Source organism: Streptomyces sp. JNUCC 64, assembly GCF_054484115.1.
The window spans coordinates 7,635,274-7,659,862 of record NZ_CM137015.1 but is presented as its reverse complement, the minus strand read 5'-3'; the positions used below and the strand labels follow the sequence as shown (position 1 = coordinate 7,659,862).

At 74.1% G+C, this 24,589-nt stretch carries 17 protein-coding genes and 1 pseudogene; 10 read left to right on the top strand and 8 right to left on the bottom strand.

What is annotated here, in order from left to right; genetic code table 11:
• Position 1 precedes the first annotated feature (1 nt).
• The 4 genes from ACVWNX_RS31690 to ACVWNX_RS31675 all read left to right on the top strand — a co-directional run bounded on the left by ACVWNX_RS31690 (position 2) and on the right by ACVWNX_RS31675 (position 6,391).
• Entirely contained in the window at positions 2-1,792 is a 1,791-nt protein-coding gene (locus tag ACVWNX_RS31690) for an IucA/IucC family protein (RefSeq protein WP_454411627.1), read from the top strand.
• Positions 1,789-3,063: a type III PLP-dependent enzyme domain-containing protein gene (locus tag ACVWNX_RS31685; RefSeq protein ID WP_454411626.1), complete on the top strand. Its 1,275-nt coding sequence runs from the start codon at positions 1,789-1,791 to the stop codon at positions 3,061-3,063. Before ACVWNX_RS31690 ends, ACVWNX_RS31685 begins: the two co-directional genes overlap by 4 nt.
• Positions 3,064-3,170: 107 nt before the next feature.
• Positions 3,171-4,025 carry an HAD family hydrolase gene (locus tag ACVWNX_RS31680; RefSeq protein WP_454411625.1) on the top strand — a complete coding sequence of 285 codons (855 nt, stop codon included), beginning with the start codon at positions 3,171-3,173 and terminating at the stop codon, positions 4,023-4,025.
• Positions 4,022-6,391: a glycoside hydrolase family 65 protein gene (locus ACVWNX_RS31675; RefSeq protein WP_454411624.1), complete on the top strand. Its 2,370-nt coding sequence runs from the start codon at positions 4,022-4,024 to the stop codon at positions 6,389-6,391. The genes ACVWNX_RS31680 and ACVWNX_RS31675 overlap by 4 nt, the downstream gene beginning before the upstream one ends.
• Before the next feature lie 54 nt (positions 6,392-6,445).
• Here the strand turns inward: ACVWNX_RS31675 and ACVWNX_RS31670 are convergent, their stop codons facing one another.
• Positions 6,446-6,997, bottom strand: a complete 552-nt coding sequence (locus ACVWNX_RS31670; protein WP_454411623.1) for a hypothetical protein — start codon at positions 6,995-6,997, stop codon at positions 6,446-6,448.
• Between the two features lie 468 nt (positions 6,998-7,465).
• Here ACVWNX_RS31670 and ACVWNX_RS31665 point away from each other — a divergent pair.
• From ACVWNX_RS31665 to ACVWNX_RS31655, 3 genes and pseudogenes are all read left to right on the top strand, one after another.
• Positions 7,466-8,587: pseudogene (locus ACVWNX_RS31665) on the top strand (Cmx/CmrA family chloramphenicol efflux MFS transporter); the annotation flags it as partial.
• A gap of 661 nt (positions 8,588-9,248) precedes the next feature.
• Complete coding sequence (locus ACVWNX_RS31660; RefSeq protein ID WP_454411622.1) at positions 9,249-10,673, top strand: hemolysin family protein; 1,425 nt, start codon at positions 9,249-9,251, stop codon at positions 10,671-10,673.
• Positions 10,670-11,686, top strand: a complete 1,017-nt coding sequence (locus ACVWNX_RS31655; protein WP_454411621.1) for a hemolysin family protein — start codon at positions 10,670-10,672, stop codon at positions 11,684-11,686. The genes ACVWNX_RS31660 and ACVWNX_RS31655 overlap by 4 nt, the downstream gene beginning before the upstream one ends.
• A 121-nt stretch (positions 11,687-11,807) precedes the next feature.
• Here ACVWNX_RS31655 and ACVWNX_RS31650 read toward each other — a convergent pair whose 3' ends face one another.
• The 3 genes from ACVWNX_RS31650 to ACVWNX_RS31640 form a co-directional block, all read right to left on the bottom strand.
• Positions 11,808-13,637, bottom strand: a complete 1,830-nt coding sequence (locus ACVWNX_RS31650; RefSeq protein ID WP_454411620.1) for a glycoside hydrolase family 3 protein — start codon at positions 13,635-13,637, stop codon at positions 11,808-11,810.
• Between the two features lie 673 nt (positions 13,638-14,310).
• On the bottom strand, positions 14,311-15,303 hold the full coding sequence (locus ACVWNX_RS31645; RefSeq protein WP_454411619.1) for an MASE1 domain-containing protein: 993 nt from the start codon (positions 15,301-15,303) through the stop codon (positions 14,311-14,313).
• A gap of 302 nt (positions 15,304-15,605) precedes the next feature.
• Entirely contained in the window at positions 15,606-16,457 is an 852-nt protein-coding gene (locus tag ACVWNX_RS31640) for a PP2C family protein-serine/threonine phosphatase (RefSeq protein WP_454411618.1), read from the bottom strand.
• A gap of 230 nt (positions 16,458-16,687) precedes the next feature.
• Here ACVWNX_RS31640 and ACVWNX_RS31635 point away from each other — a divergent pair, with 230 nt between their 5' ends.
• Both ACVWNX_RS31635 and ACVWNX_RS31630 read left to right on the top strand, forming a co-directional pair.
• Complete coding sequence (locus tag ACVWNX_RS31635) at positions 16,688-17,428, top strand: hypothetical protein (protein WP_454411617.1); 741 nt, start codon at positions 16,688-16,690, stop codon at positions 17,426-17,428.
• 168 nt (positions 17,429-17,596) lie between these two features.
• Positions 17,597-17,971 (top strand): nuclear transport factor 2 family protein, encoded by a 375-nt coding sequence (locus tag ACVWNX_RS31630; protein WP_454411616.1) that lies wholly within the window; start codon positions 17,597-17,599, stop codon positions 17,969-17,971.
• 7 nt (positions 17,972-17,978) lie between these two features.
• On the opposite strand, the gene ACVWNX_RS31625 is transcribed toward ACVWNX_RS31630, so the two are convergent.
• Complete coding sequence (locus ACVWNX_RS31625; protein ID WP_454411615.1) at positions 17,979-19,340, bottom strand: NAD(P)/FAD-dependent oxidoreductase; 1,362 nt, start codon at positions 19,338-19,340, stop codon at positions 17,979-17,981.
• Positions 19,341-19,603: 263 nt separating this feature from the next.
• Entirely contained in the window at positions 19,604-19,954 is a 351-nt protein-coding gene (locus ACVWNX_RS31620) for a UBP-type zinc finger domain-containing protein (protein WP_454411614.1), read from the bottom strand.
• Positions 19,955-20,512: 558 nt separating this feature from the next.
• On the opposite strand from ACVWNX_RS31620, the gene ACVWNX_RS31615 reads away from it, so the two are divergent.
• Positions 20,513-21,871 (top strand): glycoside hydrolase family 18 protein, encoded by a 1,359-nt coding sequence (locus tag ACVWNX_RS31615; protein ID WP_454411613.1) that lies wholly within the window; start codon positions 20,513-20,515, stop codon positions 21,869-21,871.
• A 149-nt stretch (positions 21,872-22,020) separates the two neighbouring features.
• On the opposite strand, the gene ACVWNX_RS31610 is transcribed toward ACVWNX_RS31615, so the two are convergent.
• Together ACVWNX_RS31610 and ACVWNX_RS31605 are read right to left on the bottom strand one after the other, a co-directional pair.
• The gene (locus tag ACVWNX_RS31610) at positions 22,021-23,847 is read right to left on the bottom strand and encodes an endonuclease/exonuclease/phosphatase family protein (protein WP_454411612.1); all 1,827 of its coding nucleotides are present in this window, start codon (positions 23,845-23,847) and stop codon (positions 22,021-22,023) included.
• Between the two features lie 168 nt (positions 23,848-24,015).
• On the bottom strand, positions 24,016-24,432 hold the full coding sequence (locus ACVWNX_RS31605; protein WP_454411611.1) for a hypothetical protein: 417 nt from the start codon (positions 24,430-24,432) through the stop codon (positions 24,016-24,018).
• Positions 24,433-24,589 lie beyond the last annotated feature (157 nt).

Here is a 24,589-nt window from a genome sequence, read left to right as displayed (position 1 = left end):
GATGCCCAGCACTCTCTCCGTCCCGCCGCGCGCTCCGGCGAACGTGCCGGACCCGCCCGGCGCCGACCTGGCCGTGGCCCACACCCTCCTCAACTGTCTGCTGCGGGAGGTGTCCGGCCCCGAACGGCAGTCCGCCGTCATCGGGGGTCATCTGCTGCTGCGGCTGCCCCGCCGGGGCGTCCTGCTCCGGGTGGCCCTGCGGCGCACCTCCCTGCTCGGCGCCCACCGCTTCACCGGGCCGGTCACCGAACGGCTCGCCCCGCCCTCCGGTCCGGGCCAGGACGCCGGGGGCCCGGGCGGCTGGGCGGAGGTGGGCTGGCTGCGGCTGGCCGGGTACGTCCGCGCCGAACTCTCCCTGCGCACCGGCACCGACAACGACGAGTTCCTGGAGCAGGTGGCCGCCAGCCACCGCGCGGTCCGCGCGGCGGGCGACGCGCCGCGCCGGACGACGGCCGTCCTCGGGGACGACCCGACGGCCGTGTACCTCGCCTCGGAACAGTCCCTGCTGCTCGGCCACCGCTTCCACCCCACCCCGAAGGCGCACGGCGGCGACCCCGCCCGCTGGGCCGCCTACGCGCCCGAGGCCGGGGCGTCCTTCCCGCTGCGGATGCTCGCGGTGCGCGCCGGACTGACCGCCGAGGAGAGCGCCGAGCCGTCGGCCACCGCGCCGCTGGACCGGCTGCGGACCGTCCCCGACGGCTTCCGGCTGCTGCCCGCCCACCCCTGGCAGTACGAACTGCTGGGCGACCACCCGGTGTTGCGGGCCGCCCTCGACCGGGGCGACGTGGTGGACCTGGGCCCCGGCGGCCGGGACGTCCGGCCGACCTCCTCGGTGCGCACCCTGCACACCGACGACGGCTTCCTCAAGTTCAGTCTGAACGTGCGCATCACCAACTGCCTGCGCAAGAACGCCGCGTACGAGCTGACCGGCGCGGTCGTCCTCACCCGGCTGCTGGCCCCCGTCCTCGCGGACCTCGCCGCCCGCTTCCCCCGGGTCGCCGTGCTGCGGGAGCCCGCCTACCGTTCGCTGGCGCTGCCGGGGCCCGACGGACGCCCCGACCGGTCCCTGCTGGAGGGGTTCGGGGTGATCGTCCGGGAGGGGCTGGAGCGCCGGCTGCGGCCGGGGGCCACCCCGCTGCTGGCGGCGGCCGTCGCGGACGAGTACCCCTGCGGTCCCGCGCAGGTCTCCCGGCTGCTCGCGGACGCGGACCCCGGTACGGCGCTGCGCTGGTGGTCGGCGTACCTGCGGCTGCTGGTCCCCCCGGTCCTCGCCGCCTACTTCGACCACGGGGTGGTGCTGGAGCCGCACCTCCAGAACGTCGTGGTCTGCGTGGCCGCCGACGGCACCCCCGTCCAACTGCTCCTGCGGGACCTGGAGGGCACCAAACTGGTGCCCGGCCACCACGCCGACGCCCTCGCCGCGCTGCCGCCGGAGGTCGCGGGGCCCCTCACCTACGACGCGCGGCGCGGCTGGGACCGGGTGGCGTACTGCCTGTTCGTCAACCACGCCGCCGAGGTGCTGGCGGCGCTCGCGGACCTCCATCCCGGCCAGGAGCGGGCGCTCTGGGCCGAACTGCGCGCCAGTGTCGAGGAGTACGCCCGCGAGCACGGCCGCCCGCCGGAGCTGCGGGCCCTGCTCGCGGGGGTGCCGCTGCCCGCCAAGGCCAATCTGCTGGCCCGCTGGGAACGTTCCGCCGACCGGGACGCGGGGTACGTACGGCTGCCCTCCCCGCTCGCCGAGGACGTGCTGTCCGGGGCCGGGCGCACCGACACCGACTGGACCGAGCGGTGAGCGCCCCCACGCCCCCGGTGCGGGAGCGGGCCCTCGCCCTGTCCGCCGGGGAGCTGCCCGCCTACCTCTACGACCTGGACGCGCTGCGCGCCCACGCGGCGGCCGTCCGCGCGGCGCTGCCCCGGCGGGTCGAGCTGTACTACGCGGCCAAGGCCAACCCGGAGCCCGAGGTGCTCACCGCGCTCGCCCCCCGGCTGGACGGGTACGAGGTGGCCTCCGGCGGCGAGCTGGCGCACGTGGCGAAGGCCGTGCCGGACCGTCCGCTGGCCTTCGGCGGGCCCGGGAAGACCCCGGCCGAGCTGACGGCGGCGCTCGCCCGCGCGGCGGCGGGGGCGCCGCCGCCCCGGTTCCACATGGAGAGCGCGCACGAGCTGCGGATGCTCGCCGCGCTCGCCGCCCGGGTGGCGCCCGGCGTCCGGGTGCCGGTGCTGACCCGGTTCAACCTGGCGCCCGGCGCGGACCTCCTCGGCGGCGGGGCGCTCACCATGGGCGGCGGGCCCGGCCCGTTCGGCATCGACCCCCGGGAGGCGGACGCCGTGCTCGGCGCCCTCGCCGACGGGACGTTCCCCCAGCTGGAGTGGCGGGGCGTCCACGCCCATCTGGTGAGCGGGCTGGCGGCGCCCGCGCTGGTCCGGGTCGCCCGGGAGGTCGTCGGATGGTCCGCGCGGCTCGCCGCCCGGCACCGCGTGCCCCTGCGGGAGGTCTGCGTCGGGGGCGGCATGGCCGTCGACTACGCCCGCCCCGGGGACCGCTTCGACTGGGCCGGGTACGGCACCGGACTGGCCGCCCTGCTGGCGGACCACCCGGGGCTGACCCTCCGGGTGGAGCCGGGCCGGGCCCTCACCGCGTACTGCGGCTGGTACGCGACCGAGGTGCTGGACGTCAAGCACAGCCACGGGGAGCGCTTCGCGGTGGTGCGCGGCGGCACCCACCATCTGCGCACCCCCGCGGCCAAGGGGCACGACCAGCCGTGCGCGGTGCTGCCGGTGGACGACTGGCCGCACCCGTGGCCCCGGCCCGGCGCGGACGACCCGGACGACGCGGGGCCGCTGACCCTGGTGGGCCAGTTGTGCACCCCCAAGGACGTCCTCGCCCGCCGGGTGCACGCGCCGGGCCTGCGGGCCGGGGACCGGGTGGTGTTCGCGCTGGCCGGGGCGTACGCGTGGAACATCTCCCACCACGGGTTCCTGATGCACCCCCGGCCGGGCTTCCACTTCCTCGGCACGGCGCGGGAGCCGTCCGGCGGTTCCCGGGGGCCGTCCGGCGGCTGAGGGCGGGCCCCGTCGGGGCCCCGGCCGCCGACGGGTGGCGCGCCGGGAGCGGGCTTACGATGGCGACCGTGGCCCCGACGGGGCGGCCCCGACCCGGAGGGTTCTCGATGGGACACCCCGAAGGACGCGCAGCATCCGGGAGCCCTCGGGGCTCCCGGGAACCCGGGGGCGACGGAGACGGCGGGGACGGCCCGGCCGGACCCCCCTCCGGGACGGCGGGCGCGACCGGGCTGCCGGAGACCGTCACCGCCTGTCTGTTCGACCTGGACGGGGTGATCACCAAGACGGCCGTGGTGCACGCCGCCGCCTGGCGCGACACCTTCGACGCCTTCCTGCGGGAGCGGGACGGCCCCGGCTTCCGCCCGTTCACCCAGGACGACTACGACACGTACGTCGACGGCCGTCCCCGGGCCGACGGGGTGCGGGCCTTCCTCGCCTCCCGGGGGATCACCCTCCCGGAACGGGCCCCGGACGCCACCGCGGACCCGCCCGGGACGCTGACCGCGCAGGGCCTGGGCGACCGCAAGAACGAGCTGCTGCTGGCGAGGATCGCGGACGGCGGGGTGGAGGCGTACCCGGGTTCGCTGCGCTACCTCGGCACGGTCCGCGCCGCCGGGCTGCGCACCGCCGTGGTGTCGTCCAGCACCAACTGCCGGGACGTGCTGCGCGCGGTGGGCGCCGAGGAGCTGTTCGACGTCCGGATCGACGGGGTGGTGGCCGCCCGGCGGGGGCTGCCGGGCAAACCCCGCCCGGACACCTTCCTCGCGGCGGCGGCCGACCTGGGCGTGGCGCCGGGGCGGGCGGCGGTCTTCGAGGACGCGCTCGCCGGGATGGACGCGGGCCGCGCGGGCCGGTTCGGCTACGTGGTCGGCGTGGACCGGGTGGGCCAGGCGGACGCGCTGCGGGCGCACGGGGCGGACACCGTGGTGGAGGACCTCGCCGAGCTGGAGTCACGCGCATGATCACCCATTCCTCGTACACGGTGGAGCCCTGGGCGCTGCGCGAACGCTCCCTCAACCTGGACGTGCTGCCGCAGAGCGAGTCGGTGTTCGCCCTGTCCAACGGCCATGTGGGCTGGCGCGGCAACCTCGACGAGGGGGAGCCGCACGGGCTGCCCGGCTCGTACCTCAACGGGGTGTACGAACTGCACCCGCTGCCGTACGCGGAGGCCGGGTACGGCTATCCGGAGTCCGGGCAGACGGTCATCAACGTCACCAACGGCAAGGTCATCCGGCTGCTGGTGGACGACGAGCCCTTCGACCTCCGCTACGGGCGGCTGCTCTCCCACGAACGCGTCCTCGACCTGCGGACCGGGCTGCTGACCCGGGTCTGCGAATGGGTGTCCCCGGCGGGCTGCTCGGTACGGGTGCGCTCCACCCGGCTGGTGTCGTTCACCCAGCGGGCCATCGCCGCGGTCCGCTACGAGGTGGAGGCCGTGGACTCCGAGGTGCGGGTCGTCATCCAGTCCGAACTGGTCGCCAACGAGCAGTTGCCGGGGGCGAACGGCGACCCCCGCGCGGCGGTCGCCCTGGAGTCCCCGCTGGAGCCGGAGTCGCACTTCGCGGCGGGCTCCCGGCTGGGGCTGGTGCACCGCACCCGCACCAGCGAACTGCGGGTGGGCGCCGCCGCCGACCACGTGGTGACGGGCCCCCGCCCCACCGCCACCGACTGCGAGAGCCGGGCCGACGTCGCCCGGCTCACCGTCGCCTCCGCACTGGCCCCCGGGGACGTCCTGCGCCTGGACAAGGTGGTGTCGTACGGCTGGTCCTCCACCCGGTCGCTGCCCGCCGTCAGCGACCAGGTGGACGCGGCGCTGGCGGCGGCGACGAACGTCGGCTGGGACGGGCTGGCCGGCGAACAGCGCGCCTACCTGGACGACTTCTGGGCGCGCTCCGACGTGGCGGTGGACGGTGACGAGGAGATCCAGCAGGCCGTCCGGTTCGCGCTGTTCCACGTGCTGCAGGCGGGCGCCCGGGCGGAACGGCGGGCGATCCCGGCGAAGGGGCTGACCGGGTCCGGCTACGACGGCCACGCCTTCTGGGACACCGAGGTCTTCGTACTGCCGCTGCTCACCTACACCTCCCCGTACGCGGTGGCGGAGGCGCTGCGCTGGCGGCAGAACACCCTGCCCGCCGCGAAGGAGCGGGCGGCGCAGCTCGGTTTCCAGGGGGCCGCCTTCCCCTGGCGGACCATCGACGGCTCGGAGGGCTCCGCGTACTGGCCCGCCGGGACGGCGGCGTTCCACGTCAACGCGGACATCGCCGACGCGGTCTCCCGGTACGTGGCGGTCACCGGCGACGAGCGGTTCGCCGAGGAGACCGGGGTGGAGCTGCTGGTGGAGACGGCCCGGCTGTGGCGCTCGCTGGGCCACCACGACCACCACGGGGCGTTCCACATCGACGGGGTGACCGGCCCGGACGAGTACAGCGCCGTCCAGGACGACAACACGTACACCAATCTGATGGCCCGGGCGAATCTGCTGGCCGCCGTCGACGCGGTGCAGCGCTACCCCCGGCAGGCGGCGGCGCTGGGGGTGGACGACGAGGAGAGCGCGGCGTGGCGGGACGCGGCGGACGCCATGCACGTGCCGTACAACGACGAACTCGGGGTGCACGAGCAGTCGTCGGGGTTCACCCGCCACCAGATGTGGGACTTCGCGGGCACCCGCCCCGACCAGTACCCGCTGCTGCTGCACTTCCCCTACTTCGACATCTACCGCAAACAGGTGGTGAAGCAGGCGGACCTGGTGCTGGCGATGCACCAGTGCGGCGAGTTCTTCGACGAGGACCAGCTCGCCCGCAACTTCGCCTACTACGAGCCGCTGACGGTGCGGGACTCCTCGCTGTCGGCGTGCTGCCAGGCGGTGATCGCCGCCCGGGCCGGTCATCTGGGCCTCGCCTACGACTATCTGTCCGAGGCGGCGCTGATGGATCTGGAGGACCTGGAGAACAACACCCGCGACGGACTGCACATCGCCTCGCTGGCCGGGACCTGGATGGCGCTGGTGGCGGGGTTCGGGGGGCTGCGGCTGCTGGAGGGCGGCGTCCCCGGCTTCGCGCCCCGGCTGCCGGAGCGCTTCAGCCGTCTCGCGTTCACCCTGGAGGTGGCCCGGCGGCGGCTGCGGGTGGAGATCACCGGGGACGCGGCCACCTACACCCTGCTGTCCGGCGAGCCGCTGACCGTGCGCCACCACGGACGGCCGGTGACGGTGACGGCCGACGCGCCGCAGCGGCGGGGCATCCGGCCGGCACCCGAACGCCCCGCCCCCGAGCAGCCCCCGCACCGGCGCCCGGCGAGCCGCGCGCACCGGGACCGGGACCCCGGTTGAGGCTGCTTGCACAGACGGCTCCGAGTACGGGTACCCCTGGAGCCGCCGAGGTGGTCAGCCGGTGGTTGACGAGTCGCCCAGGGAACTCGCGAAGTCGGCGAGCGCGTGGAAGTCGCTTTCCCTCAGGCCGATCCGCGGGTTGACGTGATGCAGGAGCCCGGGCCCTTGATGGTGGGCGGCCACATACGTCCGGTCCAGCTCGCTCTGCTCGTCGTCCACCCAGGCGAAGGGGCGTCCGTCGGCGTGGTCCACCAGCGGCCCGGTCTTCCAGTGGACTCCGTCCAAGCGTTCTCGGAGCAGGATGTCGCCGAAGTCGACGAAGGGGAGTTCCGGAAGGCCGAGCACCGGTGCGATCCACCGGTTGGCATCGCCCATCCATGTGGTGGCCCAGCACAGCTCGAAACCGAGTCGGACCAGAGACCGCCCATGCTCCGGGTTGAGCCAGACACGCAGGGGGCGCGGCCGGGACGAGAATCCCCCGTGGTCCCCATGGGCCCCGTTCCGGGGCACTCTGATCGTGGTGTAGCCGTCGGGACGCCTCTCCGGCCGGGCCGCGTAAGGGTTGAGCGGCCCGTCGACGTCGAGGAACAACAGCGGTAGGTTCACGGTTCCCCCGGTCTCGCTCACTGTGGACTGCCCCGCCCAGCGTAGCTGCGGGATGGTCCCGGCATCGGGTCGGCCTGAAGGGCGATCGTTATGTGCCGAGTGCGATCACGGCATCGGAGCCGCCCTGGAAAGTCTCGTCCGCGGGCTGTGCCCGCGCCGCTTCGGCACGTTGCCGACCGTGCCGCGCGCGATGGACGGGGACGCGGCCACCGAGTCCGGCGGCGGGCCGGGACGGAAACCGGCCCGACCCCGACGGAAAAGCGGTGGACGGTACGCGCCCCGGTTCCTAGGCTGCCCGGTGTGAACAGCCCAGAGTCCGACAGAGGCTAGCCACCGGCCGTCCCGGTGGCTTCCCGTCGTGCCCGCCCCCGCGTCGCCTTCCCGCTGACGCGCCGGGGCCGCCTTCGGCAGCCCGTGGACCGCCGGACCGGTGTCCTGGAGGTTTCGAAACGGCTGTGGAGTTCCGCTGTGCCCTTCGCTCTCTATCTGCTCGGACTGGCGGTCTTCGCCATGGGCACGTCCGAGTTCATGCTGTCCGGTCTGCTCGCGGAGATCGCCCGTGACCTGGATGTCTCCGTCCCCGCCGCCGGGTCCCTGACCTCGGCGTTCGCGGTGGGCATGGTGATCGGCGCGCCCGTGACGGCGGTCGCCGCCATGCGCTGGTCCCGTCGCGCCGCGCTGCTGGTGTTCCTGCTGGTCTTCCTCGCCTCGCACGCGGTGGGCGCGCTGACCGGCGACTTCACGGTGCTGCTGGTGACCCGGGTGCTCGCGGCGCTCGCCAACGCGGGTTTCCTGGCGGTGGCGTTCACCGCCGCCGCCGCGATGGTCCCGCCGCACGCCAAGGGCCGGGCGGCGGCGGTCCTGCTGGGCGGGGTGACCCTCGCCTGTGTGGTGGGCGTGCCCGGCGGCGCGCTGCTCGGCCAGTACGGGGGCTGGCGGGCCGCGTACTGGGGGGTGGTCGTGGTGTCGGCCCCGGCGGTGGTGGCCGTCTGGCGCTCGGTCCCCGCCGGGCGCGGTGCGGGGCGGGCGCCGGGAGCCGCCGAGGTCCGCGCCGAACTGCGGCTCCTCGGCCGTCGCCGTCCGCTGCTCCTGCTCGCGCTGTGCGCGCTGGTGAACGGGGCCACCTTCTGCTCCTTCACCTATCTGGCCCCGCTGGTGACCCGGGTGTCCGGGGTGCCGGAGGCGTGGGTGCCCGGGGTGCTGGTGCTCTTCGGGCTCGGCTCCTTCGCCGGGGTCAGCGCGGCGGGGCGGCTCGCGGACACCCGGCCGCTGCCGCTGCTGGTCTGGGGGACGACCGGCCAGCTGGTGGGCTGGGTGCTGCTGGCGCTGGTCGCGGCGCACCCCGTGGCGGTGCTGGCGCTGGTGCCGGTGCAGGGCGCGCTGGCGTTCGCGACCGGCTCGACGCTGGTGACCCGCGTCCTGTACGAGGGGGCCGGGGCCCCGGTGCTGGCGGGGGCGAGCGCGACCGCCGCGTTCAACGTGGGCGCCTCGCTCGGGCCCTGGCTCGGGGGCGTGACGATCTCCGCCGGGCTGGGGTACCGCTCCCCCGCCGGGGTGAGCGCGGCGCTGGTGGCGGCGGCCGTGGTCATCGGGGCGACCGCCCTGGTGGTGGCCCGCCGGGGGCGCGGGGCGGGTCCCGGTGGGCCGGCCCCCTTCGGGCCGTCCGCCGCCGGTTCCCCCGACGCGGGGAGCGCGCCGGACGCCGGGGGCGCGCCGGAGGCCGGGAGCGCGCCGGACGCCGGGGGCGCGCCGGACGCCGGGGGCGCGCCGGAGGCCGCCGGGGAGCCGGGGACGGCACCGGCACGCTGAGTGACCGGGACGGCCCGGGGCGGTGGGGGCGGAGGTCCGTTCCCCCGCCCCCGCCGCCCCGGGCGTCCCGGTGGGGGTCCGCGCCCGTCCCGGAGGGGTGCCGCGCCCGTTCCGGAGGGGTGCCGACCGTTCCGGAGGGGTGTCGCCGTCCCGGAAGGGCTCGCGCGCCGTCCTGGAGAGGAGCCCGCACCCTTCCGGAGCCGGGCACAGCCCCCGCCCCGGAAGGGTCCCGTCTCGTTCCGGAGGGGGCCCTGCCGGTTTCCCGCGACGATCGGGAACAATGATCGGAACGTGTTCGTTGTAGCGAGCACGTTCACGACGACCACCTGCCAAGGAGTGGCCACTTGTCCGCCCAGACGACGGACCCCGATCCTCCGGGACACAGTCCCGGACCATCCCGCCCTCTCATTCATGATCGCGGCACCCGGCGGGATGGTGTTCGATGAACGCCGCGCTCGGCCTGCTGGCGGTGCTCCTGCTCACCGCCGGGACGGGCTATTTCGTCCTCCAGGAGTTCACGTACGTCTCCGTCGACCGGTTGGCCCTGGCCCGCGCGGCCGAAGCCGGTGACCGGCGCGCGGCGCGCGCCCTGAAGGTCACCGGCCAGCTGTCCTTCATGCTCTCCGGGGCCCAGCTCGGGATCACCGTGACGGGCCTGATCGTCGGTTTCCTCACCGGCCCGTCCGTCTCCGCGGTCATCCGGCCGCTGGTCTCGGGCGTGGGCGTGCCGGACGCCGCCGTCGACGGCATCTCGGTGGCCCTGGCCTTCGTGGTCGCCACCGTGGTGCAGATGGTGCTCGGCGAGCTGGCCCCGAAGAACCTGGCCATCGCCGTCCCCGAACGGCTCGCGAAGTCCCTGGCGCCCTCGACCCTCGCGTATCTGAAGGTCGTGGGCCCGGTGGTGCGGGTCTTCGACGGGGCCGCGGCCCGGCTGCTGCGCCGGATCGGCATCGAGCCGGTCGAGGAGCTGCACCACGGGGCGACCCTGGAGGAGCTGGGCCAGCTGATCGACGAGTCCCACGAGCGGGGCGCGCTGCCCCGGGACACCGCCGAGCTGCTGGACCACGCCCTGGAGTTCTCGGAGCGCACGATGGGCGAGGTGATGGTGCCCCGCGCGGACACCGTCTTCATCCGCCGGGACGCCTCGGCGGCCGACGCCGTGGAGCTGATCGCGCGCCACGGCCACTCGACGTACCCCGTGCTCGGGGACCATCCGGACGACGTCGCCGGGGTCCTCGGGGTGCGGGAGCTGTCCCGGCTGCCCGCAGAGCGGCTGGCCGCCACCACCGCCGGTGAGCTGGCGCGCCGTCCGCTGCTGCTTCCGGACACCCTGCCGCTGCCCGGCGCGGTGGCGCGGATGCGGGAGGTCGACGACGAGTTCGCGGTCGTCCTGGACGAGCACGGCGGGGTGGCGGGGATCGTCACCTACGAGGACATCGCGGAGGAGCTGGTCGGCGACATCGCCGACGAGTCCGACCGGGTGACCTCGCTCGCGGTGGCCGACGGCTCCGGCTGGTCGGTGGACGCGGGCCGCCGGATCGACGAGGTGGCGCCGGTGATCGGCGTGGAGCTGCCCGAGGAGGACGACTTCGACACGGTCGCCGGACTCGTGGTGGACCGGCTGGGCCGCTTCCCCGCGATCGGTGACCGGGTGGCGGTGGAGCTGCCCGACGGCGGCACCGCGGTCATCGAGGTGCGCACCCTCAACCGGCACGTACCGGAGCGGGTGCGGATCGAGCTGTCGCCCGCCCCGTCCGGTTCGGGTTCTGATTCCGGTTCCGGTTCCGGTTCCGGTTCCGGTGAGACGGTCCGGGGCGGTGCGGACGCCGAGGGCTCCCGCCGCGCGGACCAGGAGGTGACGGCGTGAGCTTCTCCCTCGCCCTGTTCCTGACCGTGCTGCTGCTGATCGCCAGCGGTTTCTTCGTGGCCGCCGAGTTCGCGCTGGTCGCGGCGAAGCGGCACCGGTTGGAGAAGGCCGCCGCCGAGGGGCGGCGCGGTGCCCGGGCCGCCCTGGACGGGATGCGCGAGCTGTCGCTGATGCTGGCGGGCGCGCAGCTCGGGATCACCGTGACGACCCTGGGCCTGGGGTCGATCTCCAAGCCCGCCGTGTCGCACGCGCTGGACCCGGTCCTGACCGGCTGGGGCCTGCCCACCGGACTGAGCTACGGCGTGTCGTTCGCGGTGGCGATCGTCATCGTGGTGTTCCTGCACATGGTGATCGGTGAGATGGCCCCGAAGTCCTGGGCCATCGCGCACCCGGAGCGGTCGGCGATGCTGCTGTCGCCGCTGTTCCGGGCGGTGGTCAACGTGGTGCGTCCGCTGATCCGGGTGCTCAACGCGGTCAGCAACGCGCTGGTCCGGCTCTGCGGGGTCAGCCCCCGGGACGAGCTGGTCGCGGTCCACGACCGGGAGCGGCTCACCGACCTGGTGGCGGAGTCCCGGCGGACCGGTCTGATCAGCGCGGCCGACTCCGAGCTGATCACCCGCTCGCTCACCGAGCCGCAGACGCCGGTGGCGGAGCTGATGGTGCCCGCGGCGGAGATCACCTGGGTCGACGGGTCCGCCGGACCCGCCACGATCCTCGGGGTGGCCTCGGCCGCCGACCGGACCCGGCTGATCGTCCGGGACTCCGGACGGGTCGTGGGCTCGGTGCACGCCCGGGACGCCCTGGTGGCCCGGGCCCGGGAGCGGACGACGACCGCCCGGGAGCTGGCCCGGGCGCTGCCGGAGCTGACGGCCGAGGACACCGTCGCCCACGCGGTGGAGCAGTTGCGCCGTCGACGGGCGTCGCTGGCGGTGGTCCGGGACGGCGCGGGCGGGATCGCCGGGCTGGTGAGCCTGGACGACCTGCTGGCCCGCTACCTCCAGCCCGCCGCGTAGGAACGGCCCGTCACACGCCTCGGCCCCGGCATCCCCGTGAGGGGGTGCCGGGGCCGAGGCGCGCTCCGGGCGGCCGGAGCGGGGACGGCGGGCCGCAGCGGTCCGCCGGGGCGCCCGGGGCTCAGTCGTCGTAGGACAGACCGTGGCCGGAGCGGTACAGCACCTTCGTCGGGTCGTCGGCGCGCTGGATCGGCACCGGCAGCTTGCCGCGCGGTTCGACCCGGCCCGCGATGATCCGGGCGGCGGCGCGCAGCTCGACCTCGGCCCAGCAGTACGAGACCAGCGACGCCTTCACCCCGCTGAGCTGGGCGATGTCGTACGGGTTGCGGACCGCCAGGTGGATGACCGGCACACCGGTCGCCACCAGTCGGGACACCAGGGTGCGCTGGGCGCTGGTGGCGCCGACGTTGTCGGTGGTGACCACCACGGCGTCCCGGCCCTGGGCGGCGGCCACGGCCTCGTCGATCCTCGCCGCGTCCGGGGCGCGTCCGGTGGCGAGGGCGGTCGTGGTGTAGCCCAGCTCGTCGAACGCCTTGGCCAGCTCCGGCACCGAGGTGCGGGTGGCGTCGGTCGGGAAGGCGGGGCTGGCGCCGACCACCAGCAGCTTCTTCTGCCGACGGCGCAGCGGAAGGGCCTCGTCCTCGTTGACCAGCAGCGTGGTGGTGCGCTCGGCGATCCGCGCGGCCTCGGCCTGGTGCTTGCGGGCGCCGACCACCCGGCTGACGACCTTCTGGGAGACGTACGGGTCGCCGTCGAACAGGCCGACCTTGTCCTTGACCCGCAGGATGCGCAGCACGGACTCGTCGAGCCGCTTCTCGGTGATCTCGCCGGAGCGGACGGCCGCCAGCACACCGTTGAAGGCGACGTCGATGTTCGGCGGGAAGAGCAGCTGGTCGCAGCCCGCCTTGAGGGCGAGGACGGGGACGCGGTCGTCGCCGTACTTGGTGCGCACGCCGCGCATGTTGAGCGCGTCGGTGACGATGACGCCCTTGAAGCCGAGTTCGCCGCGGAGCACGTCCTGGAGGATCTTGGACGACAGGGTGGCGGGCTCGTTGCTGGGGTCGAGCGCGGGCACCTGGAGGTGCGCGGTCATGATCGAGTCGACCCCGGCGTCGATGGCGGCCTTGAACGGCGGCGCGTCGATCCGGTCCCACTCCTCGCGGGTGTGGGTGATCACCGGGAGGCCGGTGTGGCTGTCCTCGGCGGTGTCGCCGTGGCCGGGGAAGTGCTTGGCGCACGCCACCACGCTGGCCCGCTGATAGCCCGTCACCTGGGCGGCCACCATCCGGCCGACGGCCTTGGCGTCCGCGCCGAACGACCGCACGTTGATGATGGGGTTGGCCGGGTTGACGTTGACGTCGGCGACCGGGGCGAAGTTCTGGTGGATGCCCAGGGCGGCGAGTTCGGTGCCCGATATCCAACCGGCGACGCGGGCGTCGGAGAGCGAACGGCCCGCGCCGAGCGCCATCGCGCCCGGGAGCTGGGTGGCGCCGCTGCCGATGCGGACGTTGGCGCCGTGCTCCTGGTCGATGGAGATCAGGGACGGGATGCCGCCGGGCAGGGCGAGCGACGCGCGCTGGACGCCGTTGGTCAACTCCGCGACCTGGCGGGGGTCCTGGATGTTGTTGGCCCAGCCGGAGAAGTAGATGACACCACCGATGTGGTACTTGGTGATCAGCTCGGCGACGGTGCGGACCCCCAGTTCCCGGAGGTTGCGGTCCTGGTCGAACTGATTGGGCTCGGTGGCCGACGTGCCGTAGAAGTACGGGACGAACAGCTGGCCGATCTTCGCCTCTACGCTCATCTTGGCGATGATCGCCTTGAGGTGGGCGTCACCCTTCTTCTTCGCGAGTGCGGGGGTGGCCGTAACGCCCACGACACCGGTGGCGCCAGCCGCGACCACGGTCGCGGAGGCGATGACGGTCCGTCTGGACAGACTCCGGTCCTGCATGCGGACATGCTCCTTCCAGCCTTGCTCGTCAAGGGAATTGAAGGAAACTTGAAGTACTCCGAACGCCGGAAACGTAGCCCGCCGATCATGGGCAGGGCAAGAGGTCTAGACAAAATAGGTCTAGACAAAATCAGGGCGCGGATCCGGTCGGCGCGCACCGTCCGAGCGTTCCGCGCGAAAGGTCCCGAGTGGCCGGAAGCCGCCGTTTCCACGGGGTTGCTGACCGTTCGGAACGGCTTGGAAACGATCCCGGAACGACCTCGGCGCGGGCCCGGAACGGGCTTTCCCGAGCCTTCGTCCGGGGCCCGCGCCGGAAGCGTCCGGCGGCTCCGCTCCACCGCTCCGGCGACCGGGGCGCCCGCCGTCCGGCGGACGGGGACGAGGAGAGCCCCGGCTGGACGGGGGGAGACCAGCCGGGGCTCGTTCGAGGGGGACGCGGAGGGCGGTCGCCTCTCGGCGGAAGGCTCCACGAGGCTTCAGCCGAACGATCGTCCTCGTGGGCGAAGGGTTGGGCCCGGGGACACAGTTCCCTCCACGTCCACATAGGGAGGAACGATGAATCATCCCCCTTTGTTCCCCCACTCGGGTGAGCCCCGTCACCCCGGCCGTCGCCACCGCCTTCCGCCGCCCTCCGCCCTCCGCCCTCCGCCGCACGCCACCCCCTCCCCCGTGCTCAGTCCCCGTCCGGTGGCCTCCGCCGCCCCGCGCTGCCGTCCGGCGCGAGCCGTTCGACCACCTCCGCCAGTTCGACGACGGCCTGCTCGATCCGCAGCCGGATGGTGCGCTGCTCGGAGACCAGGACGCCCAGCAGCAGGGCGGTCAGCGCGACCGAGCCGTTGAACGCCTGGAGGTTGATCATCACCTCGAACTGGCCGTGACCGGCGAACGGACCGGCCCCGTCCGCCGCGGCGACCGCCGCGACCACCGAGACGTACAGGGCGCAGAGGGTGGCGCCCGGGAGCCGGAAGCGGACCGCGGCCCAGATCAGCAGCGGATAGACCAGGAAGAGCAGACTGAGGTCGCTGGTGGCCACGGAGGGCGCCGTGATCCCCACGCAGAGCGCCAGCGCCAGCGCCTCCGGCCAGCGGCTCAGCGCGCGCGGCCGGTGGGCCCGCCACAGGAGCAGCAGCACCGGGGTGACCACCAGGACGCCGAGCGCGTCCCCGGCCCACCACGCCGACCACACCGGCCAGAAGTCCTCGGCGGGGATCTGCCGTCCGAGCAGCAGCTTGCCCACCCCTCCGGTGGCGCTGACCAGCATGCCGACCAGCGCGCCCAGGAACACCAGCGCGAAGCCGTCCCGCACCCGGTCCAGCTCGGTCCGGAAGCCCACCGCCCGCAGCAGGGCGTACGCGCACAGGGGGGCGAGCGTGTTCCCGGCGAGGATGCCGATGGCGCTGGGGGTGAGCACCGCGCTCACGTACTCCACGATGAGCAGGGCGCCCAGCGCGACCCCCGGCCAGACGCCCGGCCCGAGGAGCAGCAGCGCGGCGAGCGCGATCCCGGTGGGCGGCCAGATGGGACTGACCACGGACCCCTCGACCACCAGCGCCTTGAGGAGCCCCAGCCGTCCGCCCGCGTAGTAGCAGGCGGCGACCGCGAGGTTCTGGAGGACGAGCACCGCGGCCCGGCGTCCCCTGGACTGGTTGTTCGCCACGCCAGCCATCAGACACCGAGCGCCGCCGCTCGGCGCGTCGGGACGCTCGCGGCCACACCGTCCGGGGGCACCCGGCCGCCGCCCCGGGCGCCCGTCGGCGTGCGGGCCCGGAGCGCCCGTCCGTCCGCGCTCGGAGCGGAAGCCGGGACCGGGACCAGAACCAGGACCAGGAGCGGGGCCGGGGCCGGGGCCGGCCAGGGGCCAGGAGTGGGGCCGGGAGCGGTGGAGGGGCCGGAGAGCGGAGTGAGCCGGACGTCGTCCCGTCCCGGAGGGGACCGGGGCGACGTGGAGGGAACGGAGGAGTGTCCGGGTCAGCCGTCCGGCGCGCGCTTCCGCTCCCCCTCGGGCGGAGCGTCGTGGCTGAGGACCAGGACGGCCGCGTCGTCGTCGTGCCCGATCGAGTCGGCGATCCGCATCACCGAGCTGGCCAGCGACTCGGCCCCCAGCTCCGCCCCGACGCCGACCCCGGCGAGGGTCGCCACCTGGCCGAGGCCATCGTCCACGGCGAGCGAGGGCCCCTCCACCACCCCGTCGGTGACCAGGACGAAGGCGCCCCGCCCGGTCAGCCGGTACCGGGTCACCGGGTAGCGGGCGCCCGGTTCGATGCCCAGCGGCAGCCCGCCCTCGTCCTCGACCACGCCCGCGGCGCCGTCGGAGGTCGCGCGGACCAGCGGCACGTGTCCGGCGCGGGCGCTGTCCAGCTCCCAGGTGACCGGGTCGAAACGGACCATGGTGCAGGTCGCGAAGAGCGGGCCGCCCAGGGAGATCAGCAGGTCGTTGGTGCGGCCGAGCAGCTCACCGGGGTCGCTGGTGACCGATCCGAGGGCCCGCAGCCCCACCCTGACCTGGCCCATGAAGGCGGCGGCCTCGATGGTGTGCCCCTGGACGTCGCCGATCGAGTAGCCCACGCTGCCGTCGGGCAGGACGAAGCCGTCGTACCAGTCGCCGCCGACGTTCAGCCCCGCGAAGGCGGGGGCGTAGCGGGCCGCCACGCTCAGCCCGGGGACGGTGGGCAGCTCGGCGGGGAGCATGCCGCGCTGGAGGGCGAGGGCGAGTTCCACCTGGGTGCGGTGCGCGTCGGCGCGGACCCGGGCCTCGGCGGTCAGATGACCGAGCCGGGCGAGCAGGTCCTCAGGGGTGTTCGCGGAGCGGTTCGACGCCATGGTGCCACTCCACCGCACATCCGTTCCGGGCTGTGACCTCGCCATTCTACGGCGATCACGGTGCTTCGCCCATCGGTGGGAGCCGTCCGGCGGACGGGACCGGACCGCCGGGTCCGCGCCCTCGCCGCCGCCGGGGAGCACCCGGCGCACCGGGGGGGCGCCCGGGAGGTGTCCAGGGGGACGCACCGGGGGTGTGCCGGGAGTGTGATCTTCGCACTAGGCTCGCGATCATGGGAGACGATCACGATCCGCGTCCCGTGCTCGCCCGTGCGGCGGGCGGCGGCGCCAGTGGCGCCTGGGACTTCGTCCGCTGGTTCGGCGGGCGCTGGGCGCGTCCGCTGGGGCCCGAGGACGGCCGCCCCGGGGCCGAGCTGACCGAACACGCCAACCGTCTGGATGTCCGGCTGCCCGCCGCCGTACGGGAGGCGTACGCCCTGTTCGGCGGGCGCGACGACCTGGTGCGCGGCCAGGACCGGCTGCTGCGGCCCGCGCAGTGGGAGACCGACGGGGCGGGCGAGGTGCTGATCCTCCGGGTGGAGAACCAGTACGCCGTGGAGTGGGGCGTACCGCTGGAGCACCCGGGGCACGGCGGCTCCCCGGACGACCCCCCGGTGCTGTTCCGGGCGACCGACGAGGAGGAGTGGCGGCCCTTCCTGGGCAGCTTCTCGCTGGCCTGCGTCGAGATGGTGCTCTCCGAGGGCCTGTTCGCCGAGGGCGCGGCGACCGACAACCGCGCGTTGGACGAGGTCACCGTCACCGCCCTGACGGAACGGTTCACCCCGCTCCCCCTGCCCGGCTACCCGGTGTGGGCGGCACCCGACGGCCCGCCCGTGCGTTGGTTCGGCGGGGACGGGGTGCTGCTGCGCGCGGACGGCGCCGACTGGCTGTGGGCGCGGGGCCGGGACGAGGCGGCGCTGGAGGCGGCCCGGGCCCGGCTGCCGGGCGAGTGGCTGCTCGGCGGCGTGCGCTGAACCCTCGCCCCGGGGGCGGCCCACGGGGCCGCTCCGGGAAGTCCCGGAAGGGCACCGCCATTACCTCGCGGGTCATCGCGCTCCGGACGGGCGGCGGGCATCGTTGCGGTCGACGCACGACGACCCCGGTCCGGGCCCCCGGACCGGATCACGACGGAAGGCCCCGCGATGACCGCGAACCGCTACGAGACCGCCGCCGCCCGCTACTTCGCCGCCTGGAACGCGGGGTCGCCCGAGGAGATCGCGCGGGCCGTCGGGGCCGCCTGGACCGAGGACGGCACCTACACCGACCCGCTGGCCGCCGTGACCGGGCACGGGGAGATCACCTCCCTGATCGACACGGCGCGCCAGCGGTTCCCCGGGCTGGTCTTCCGCCCGCTGGGCGCGGTGGACGGGCACCACGACACCGCCCGGTTCGCCTGGGAGCTGGTGGACCCGGCGGACGGCACCGCCCCGGTCGCCGGGTTCGACGTGGTGGTGCTCGACGGGGACGACCGGATCCGGACCGTCCTCGGCTTCCTCGACCGGGTGCCGGGCGCCTGAGGGGAACTCAGGTCACGGCCCGCAGCGCCGCCGTGTGCGCGCGGACCTGCTCCGGGGTCAGATAGGCGTCGGTGTGCTCGAAGTCCCGCAGGGTGGCCGGGGTCCGCGCGAGGAACCCGGTCCGGACGAAGTCGTCGCCCGCGACCGCGTTGAGCACCCAGTTGGTCAGCACCCGGGTCCTGGCCACGTTGGTGCGCAGCGCCGACCAGTGGTAGCCACGGGCGACGAGCTGGGCGGGCAGTCCGCGCAGTTCGACGCCGAGCGGCTTGGAGACGGCGTCCTTGCCGCCGAGGTCGACCACGAGCCCGAGGTCCCGGTGGGCGTAGGGCCGGAGCGGCTGGCCGCGCAGGGCGGCGAGGACGTTCTCGGCGGCCCGGACGCCCTGGCGCATGGCGTGCTGGGCGGTGGGCGGGCAGACCGCGTCGCCGCCCTTGACGAGGTCGGGGACGGCGGCCGCGTCGCCCAGGGCGAAGATCCCGTCCGCCCCGGGCAGGCTCAGATCGGCGCGGACGGCGAGGCGTCCCCGGACGGTCTCGGCGTCCAGGGTCGCGACCAGCGGACTGGCGGCGACCCCGGCCGTCCAGATGAGGGTGCGGCAGGGCAGGACCCGGCCGTCGGTCAGGGTGACCCGGTCCTCGGTCGCCTCGGCGACCGAGACTCCCAGGGAGACCTCGACGCCGCGCCGCCGCAGGATCTCCAGGGCGTCGCGGCCCAGCTTGTCGCCCAGTTCGGGCATGAGCTTGGGGGCGATGTCCACCAGGTGCCAGCGGATCCGCCGGGCGTCCAGCCGGGGGTAGCGCCGCACCGCGCTGGTGGTGATCCGCTGGAGGCAGGCGGCGGTCTCGGTGCCCGCGTAACCGCCGCCGACCACGACGAACTGGAGGCGCGAGGTGCGCTCGTCCTCGTCGTGACTGGCGTCCGCGAGGTCGAGCTGCGCGATGACGTGGTCCCGGACGTAGGCGGCCTCGGCGAGCGTCTTCATGCCCCGGGCGTGCTCCGTCAGCCCGGGGATGTCGAAGGTGCGGGTGACGCTGCCCGGGGCGAGGACCAGGATGTCGTACGGCTCGTTCACCACCTCGTCGGTGATCTTGCGGATGACGCAGACCTTGGCCGCCGGGTCCACTCCGACGGCCCCGCCGGGGATGATCCGGGTGCGGTGCCGACGGCTGCGCCGCAGGGACACCGCGATGGACTGCGGGGTCAGCACCCCGGAGGCCACCTGGGGCAGCAGCGGCAGGTAGAGCTGGTAGGAGAACGGGGTGACGAGGGTGATCAGCGCCTCCCGGGGCGTGAGCCGCCGCTCCAGTCGGCGGACGCACTCCACCCCCGCGAAACCGGCGCCCACCACGAGAATCCTGGGTCGTGCCACGGTGACCGTCCTTCCTGGGACCGCTTCGTCCGGGACCACCCCGTCCGCTCGGGCGGGCGGGCGTCACCCCCCATCCTTGGGCGCGGACCGCGAACCCGCCCGCTGAGCCGCCCCGGGGGATGACGGCGGGGCGGTCGGCGGAGGCCGGGGCGGAAGCGGACCGGGGCGGGGCCGGAGCCCCGCGAGAGGATCACGACGGCGGGGTCACGGGGGCGCGGCGCGGCAGCGGGGCACGGTGGCGCGGCGGGGTCGCGTCGGACGGGTCAGCGCAGCCGGTCGGCCCAGTCGGGCGGGACGCGTCCGGCGGGTCCGGGCACGGGCTGGTCCCCGGGGTGGGCGAGGGGCGGCGCGAGACCGGGTCCGGACTCGTGCAGCCGCTCGGCCCGGTAGTCCCAGAACCACTCCTCACCGGGTTCGAAGCTCCGGACGACCGGGTGCCCGGTGGCCCGGGCGTGTGCGGTGGCGTGTCCGGCGGGCGAGCTGTCGCAGCAGCCGACGTGTCCGCACCGGGCGCACCGGCGCAGATGGAACCACCAGCCGCCGGTGTCCTCGCACTCGACGCAGCCGGTGCCGGAGGGCGGGACGGTGGGATCGATCGGCTCGGGCGCGCTCATGGGGCCTCCTCGCCGGGCCCGGGCCGGGCGCACGGGTCCCGGGGCGGGCGGTGGAGCGCCGCGCGGTCGGCGGCGCGGCCCCGGCCCGGTCCCGCTCGCGGAAGGGCGCGGCACCACGGTCCATCGTAGGAGGGGGCGCCCCGGCCCGCCGCTCCACGACCACCACCGTCGGCCCGGCCGTCCCGATCGGCCCGGACGGCGCGGTGGTCGCGGTGGTCGCGGTGGGCCCGGACGGCACGCCCGGCGGACGGGGCACACGGTCGGGCCCGGCCCGGACCGACGGTTCGCCGCCGGGGCTCCGGGACCGTCCGCCCGTCCGGTCGGCGGTTCGACCGCCGAGACCCGGACCCGTCACCGCCGAAGCCCGGCCCCGTCCCCTCGAACGCGCCGGGAATTTCTCTGACGAACCCTCACCACCATTGCGCCACTGGATGGTTGAATGTCCACCGGAAAACGGCGGGGACGTCCGGGATGCCGAGACCGGGGGATCGGACTTCCCGCGCGATTCCCCTGGTCCAGCCTCTTGACCGTCATGGTCCAGACCAATAGCTTCCCGGCATGCGTCGAAGAATCCTCGCCAGACTGGCGATCGCCACTTGCGCCGCGTCTCTTCCGGTCTCCCTGCTGGTCACGGCTCCCGCCTCGGCCGACTCCAGCGGCTCGCAGAACGACACGAAGCACCAATCCGAACTCCGGCGGATCGGGTACTTCACCCAGTGGGGCATCTACGGGCGCGACTTCCAGGTCCAGGACCTGGACACGAGCGGTGCGGCGGCACGGCTCACCCACATCAACTACGCGTTCGGCAACGTCTCTCCCCAGGGCAAGTGCTTCCTGGAGAGCGTGCCCGGCGAGGGCGACCCGTGGGCGGACTACGGCCGCGGCGTCGACGCCGCGAACTCCGTCGACGGCGTCGCGGACACCTGGGACCAGCCGCTGGCCGGCAACTTCAACCAGCTGGCGAAGCTGAAGAAGAAGCACCCCGGGCTGAAGGTGCTGATCTCGCTGGGCGGCTGGAGCTGGTCCACCCACTTCTCGAACGCCGTGAGCACCGCCGCCAAGCGCGAGGCGCTCGTCAAGTCGTGCATCGACCTGTACATCAAGGGCAACCTCCCCCAGGACGGCACCCGGGGCGGGCAGGGCGCCGCGGCGGGCGTCTTCGACGGCATCGACGTCGACTGGGAGTGGCCGGGCTCCTCCGGTGAGGACGACACGCCCTACACCCCCGAGGACAAGAAGAACTTCACCGCCCTCATCCGCGAGTTCCGCAGCGAGCTGGACGCATACGCCAAGTCCCAGCAGCGCGAGGGGAAGCCGCGCAAGCACTACGAGCTGTCGGCGTTCGTGCCGACCGCTCCCGCGAAGATCGACGCGGGCTTCGAGGTCAAGAAGATCATGCGGGACTTCGACTTCGTGAACCTCCAGGGCTACGACTTCCACGTCTCCGGCGAGAAGACCACGAACCAGCAGTCCGCGCTGTACGCGAAGAACGACTTCAGCGTGGACCAGACGGTCAACGACTGGCTGCGGCGCGGCGCGCCCGCCGAGAAGCTGGTCGTGGGCATGCCGTTCTACGGTCAGGGCTGGACCGGGGTGTCGGGCGGCGGCGACGGGCTGAACCAGCCGAACACGGGCCCGGCGCCCGCGACGCACCAGGCCGGTTACGAGGACTACAAGGCCCTCAAGAAGCTCAAGGAATCGGGCGCCTACAAGCTCTACCGGGACCGGAAGAACGGCCACGCCTGGCTGTTCGACGGCACGTCCCTGTGGACGTACGACGACCCGAAGGTCCTGCGCGCCAAGTCGGAGTACGTCGTGGACCGGGGCCTCGGCGGCGCCATGGTCTGGTCCCTCGACGGCGACACGGCCGACGGCGAGCTGATCCGCGCCATCGACCGGGGTCTGAACGACGACTGACCCGGGCGCGTCACGCCGGTGTCCGGTGGGACGGGGTCACACGCCCCGCCGGGCACCTCGGGTCACCCGGCCCCGTCCCCCGGGCCAGCGGGGACGGGGGCGGGGCCGGGCGGCACGGGACCGGCCGGCAGCGGGCCGGGGAACCAGGGCTAGAACAGGGTCTCGCCCACCGGGTAGCCGTGGCCGCTCTGGGACCTGGCGGCGAAGGCGGTGGTGCCGTTGAGCGCCCCCAGCCCCGCGTAGAACCACACCTTGCCGGTGGTGTCGCGGGCCAGCAGGTCGGCCTTGCCGTCCCCGTTGACGTCGCCGGGGGCGACGAGGCCGTCGTACTGGTTCCATCCCGAGTCGATCTGGACACGGGGCTTGAACGTGTTGCCGGGGCCCGTCTCGTAGAGGTACAGGAGTCCGGCGGGGGTACGGGCCAGGAAGTCGGGAGCACCGTCACCGGTCAGGTCACCGGCAGCCACGATCTTGTTGTAGTCGGACCACGACTCGGCACCGGGAGCGGGGATGTCGACGCTGCCCCCCAGACCTCCGTCGGGCTGCAGGGAAACACGGGTCAGCGTGCCGTCCGCGATCCGGACCACCAGGTCGCGGCCCCCGTCACCGTTCATGTCCGGACTCACGGTCATCATGTTCACGGCGTTGGTCCAGGTTTCGCTCGCCGTGAGGGTGCGGGGCCACCTGAAGAACGTCTCGGTGGAGTGACCGGGGAAGAAGCGGAGACTGCCCGTGTTGTCGATGGCGTAGAGGTCCTCGGCGCCGTCGCCGTCGGCGTCCCCCGCCCGCGCGAGGTGCCGCATGGCGGCCCAGTCGGCGTTCCAGGCCGCGCCGACCTTGCAGTAGAGGGCGTGGAGGGTCACCTGCGAATGGCCGCCGAAGTGGCGGTACAGACTGCCGTCGGCACTACGGCGGAGGAGGTCCGCCTTGCCGTCGGCGGGATTGTTGCAGTGGGTCCAGGTGGCCGCGCCGCGGTAGGGATAGTGGTCGGAGAAGGACTCGCGTGGCAGCGCGTCGGCGGCGACGTTCTTGAAGTGGGCCTTGCTCACGAAGATGTAGTCGTACTTGGACTCGGCGCTGGCCAGCGGCTTGAGCACGGTGTACTCGCCTGAGCGGCAATGCCCGACGGGCCGGGTCAGTGCCTGGCACTGCGGGGTGAAGTGCTGGGCGTCGGTCTCGTCCGTTTCGAGGAACCTGCCACCCGGTGTGCCGGGTGCGTCAGGGTGACTGTAGAAGGGGTTCAGCGACGCCGACAGCGGGGTGAGGGGGTACTGGACGGCGTTGTTCGTCCCCTTGTACTGCGCGTTGAAGTCGCCGCCGATGACGACCGGGGTGCCCCTGTCGATCCATCCGTTGACCTCATTGGCGAGCTTCCGTGCCTGTTCGGTCTGGATCTCGGGGGTGTACGAGTTGAGGTGGACGGAACAAGCCAGGGTGTTACGCCCCTGGAGAGGTGCCTGGACGCACGCGGACCGCCACTTCTGGTTCGGACTCTCCCCGCCCACGTTCAGTTCTATGGTGGGCGTCGGTGTGATCGGGCCCTTGGCGAGGACCGCGTTGCCGAAGTCGTGTTCCTTGTTGAAAGCGGGTTCGAGATCCGACTTGCACAGATCGCCGGTGGGGTCCATGGCAGGGGTGATCATGGTGGCGAAGCTGCCTCCGTACCCCTTGGCGGCGAGCGCGGTCCTCAACTCGTCGTACTGGGAGGAGCAGACCTCCTGCAGGAACACGAAGTCCGGGTCCCATGCGGCTATCTGCGCCTTCAGCTCGTCGACCCGGACCTTGACGTGGTCCCGGTACGGCCCGCAGGGGGTTTTCGCCTCCGGTTCCTCGTTGGCGCCGCAGATGTTGTAGCTGAGGAAACGCAGCACCGGGGCGGACTGAGGGGAAACCGTGTCCGCAGACGCCGGGGTGACGGTCCCACCGCCCAACATCACTGTCGCGAGCAGCGCGATGACAAGCGCACGTAGGCGCATGACAGAAACCTCCGATCACCGTGGGCCCTTCGGCCTCAAAGGAGCGATCGTCGCACGGTGGCCCCTTGCGTGGCAGGAGGCGAACCAGGGCCGCCGCACGCGTTGGCGGGTTCCCGCCCATCGGGACGCGGCCGGGCGCGAAGCCGGAACCGGGTCAGTGAGCGGTGCTCACATCCGGGTGCCGACCGCGATCCGGCTGTTCCCGGAGAGCTGGACCAGGGCTCTGAGCACCACGATCAGCCGGGCCTCGTCCAGGTCCTGGACCCGGGACAGGGAGATCTGGTGGGCGCCCGCCATGGAGAGCAGCAGGGCCAGGAACACCCTTTCCGAGGTGGTGAGTTCCAGGAGGTGGAGCCGTCCGGCGAGCGCCGCCCAGTCACAGCGCGGCCCGTCCGGCCCGCCCTCCCGGACGAGGGCCCGGCGCACGTCGTCACGGGCGAGTAAGGTCGCCTCCTCGACCAGCGCCGCGACCACCGCCCGGTCCCGGGCGGTCGCCGCGCCGTGCCGGAGCGCCGTCGGCAGGGCGGGCGGCGGACCGCCGCCCGGTTCGGTCGCGGCGCTGTCGGGGTCTCGACTGATGGGCATGGGGGGCCTCCGCGGTACGCGTCCACCCGGGGGGACCGGCGCGGCGGTTCCGGTCCGGGCGACCGGCGCCCGGGCCGGAACCGCCGTCGCGGTCCGACCGGTCTCAACTGCTCATACGCGTTCCGGAGGCGGTTGGTTCACCCGTCGAGGAGTCGTG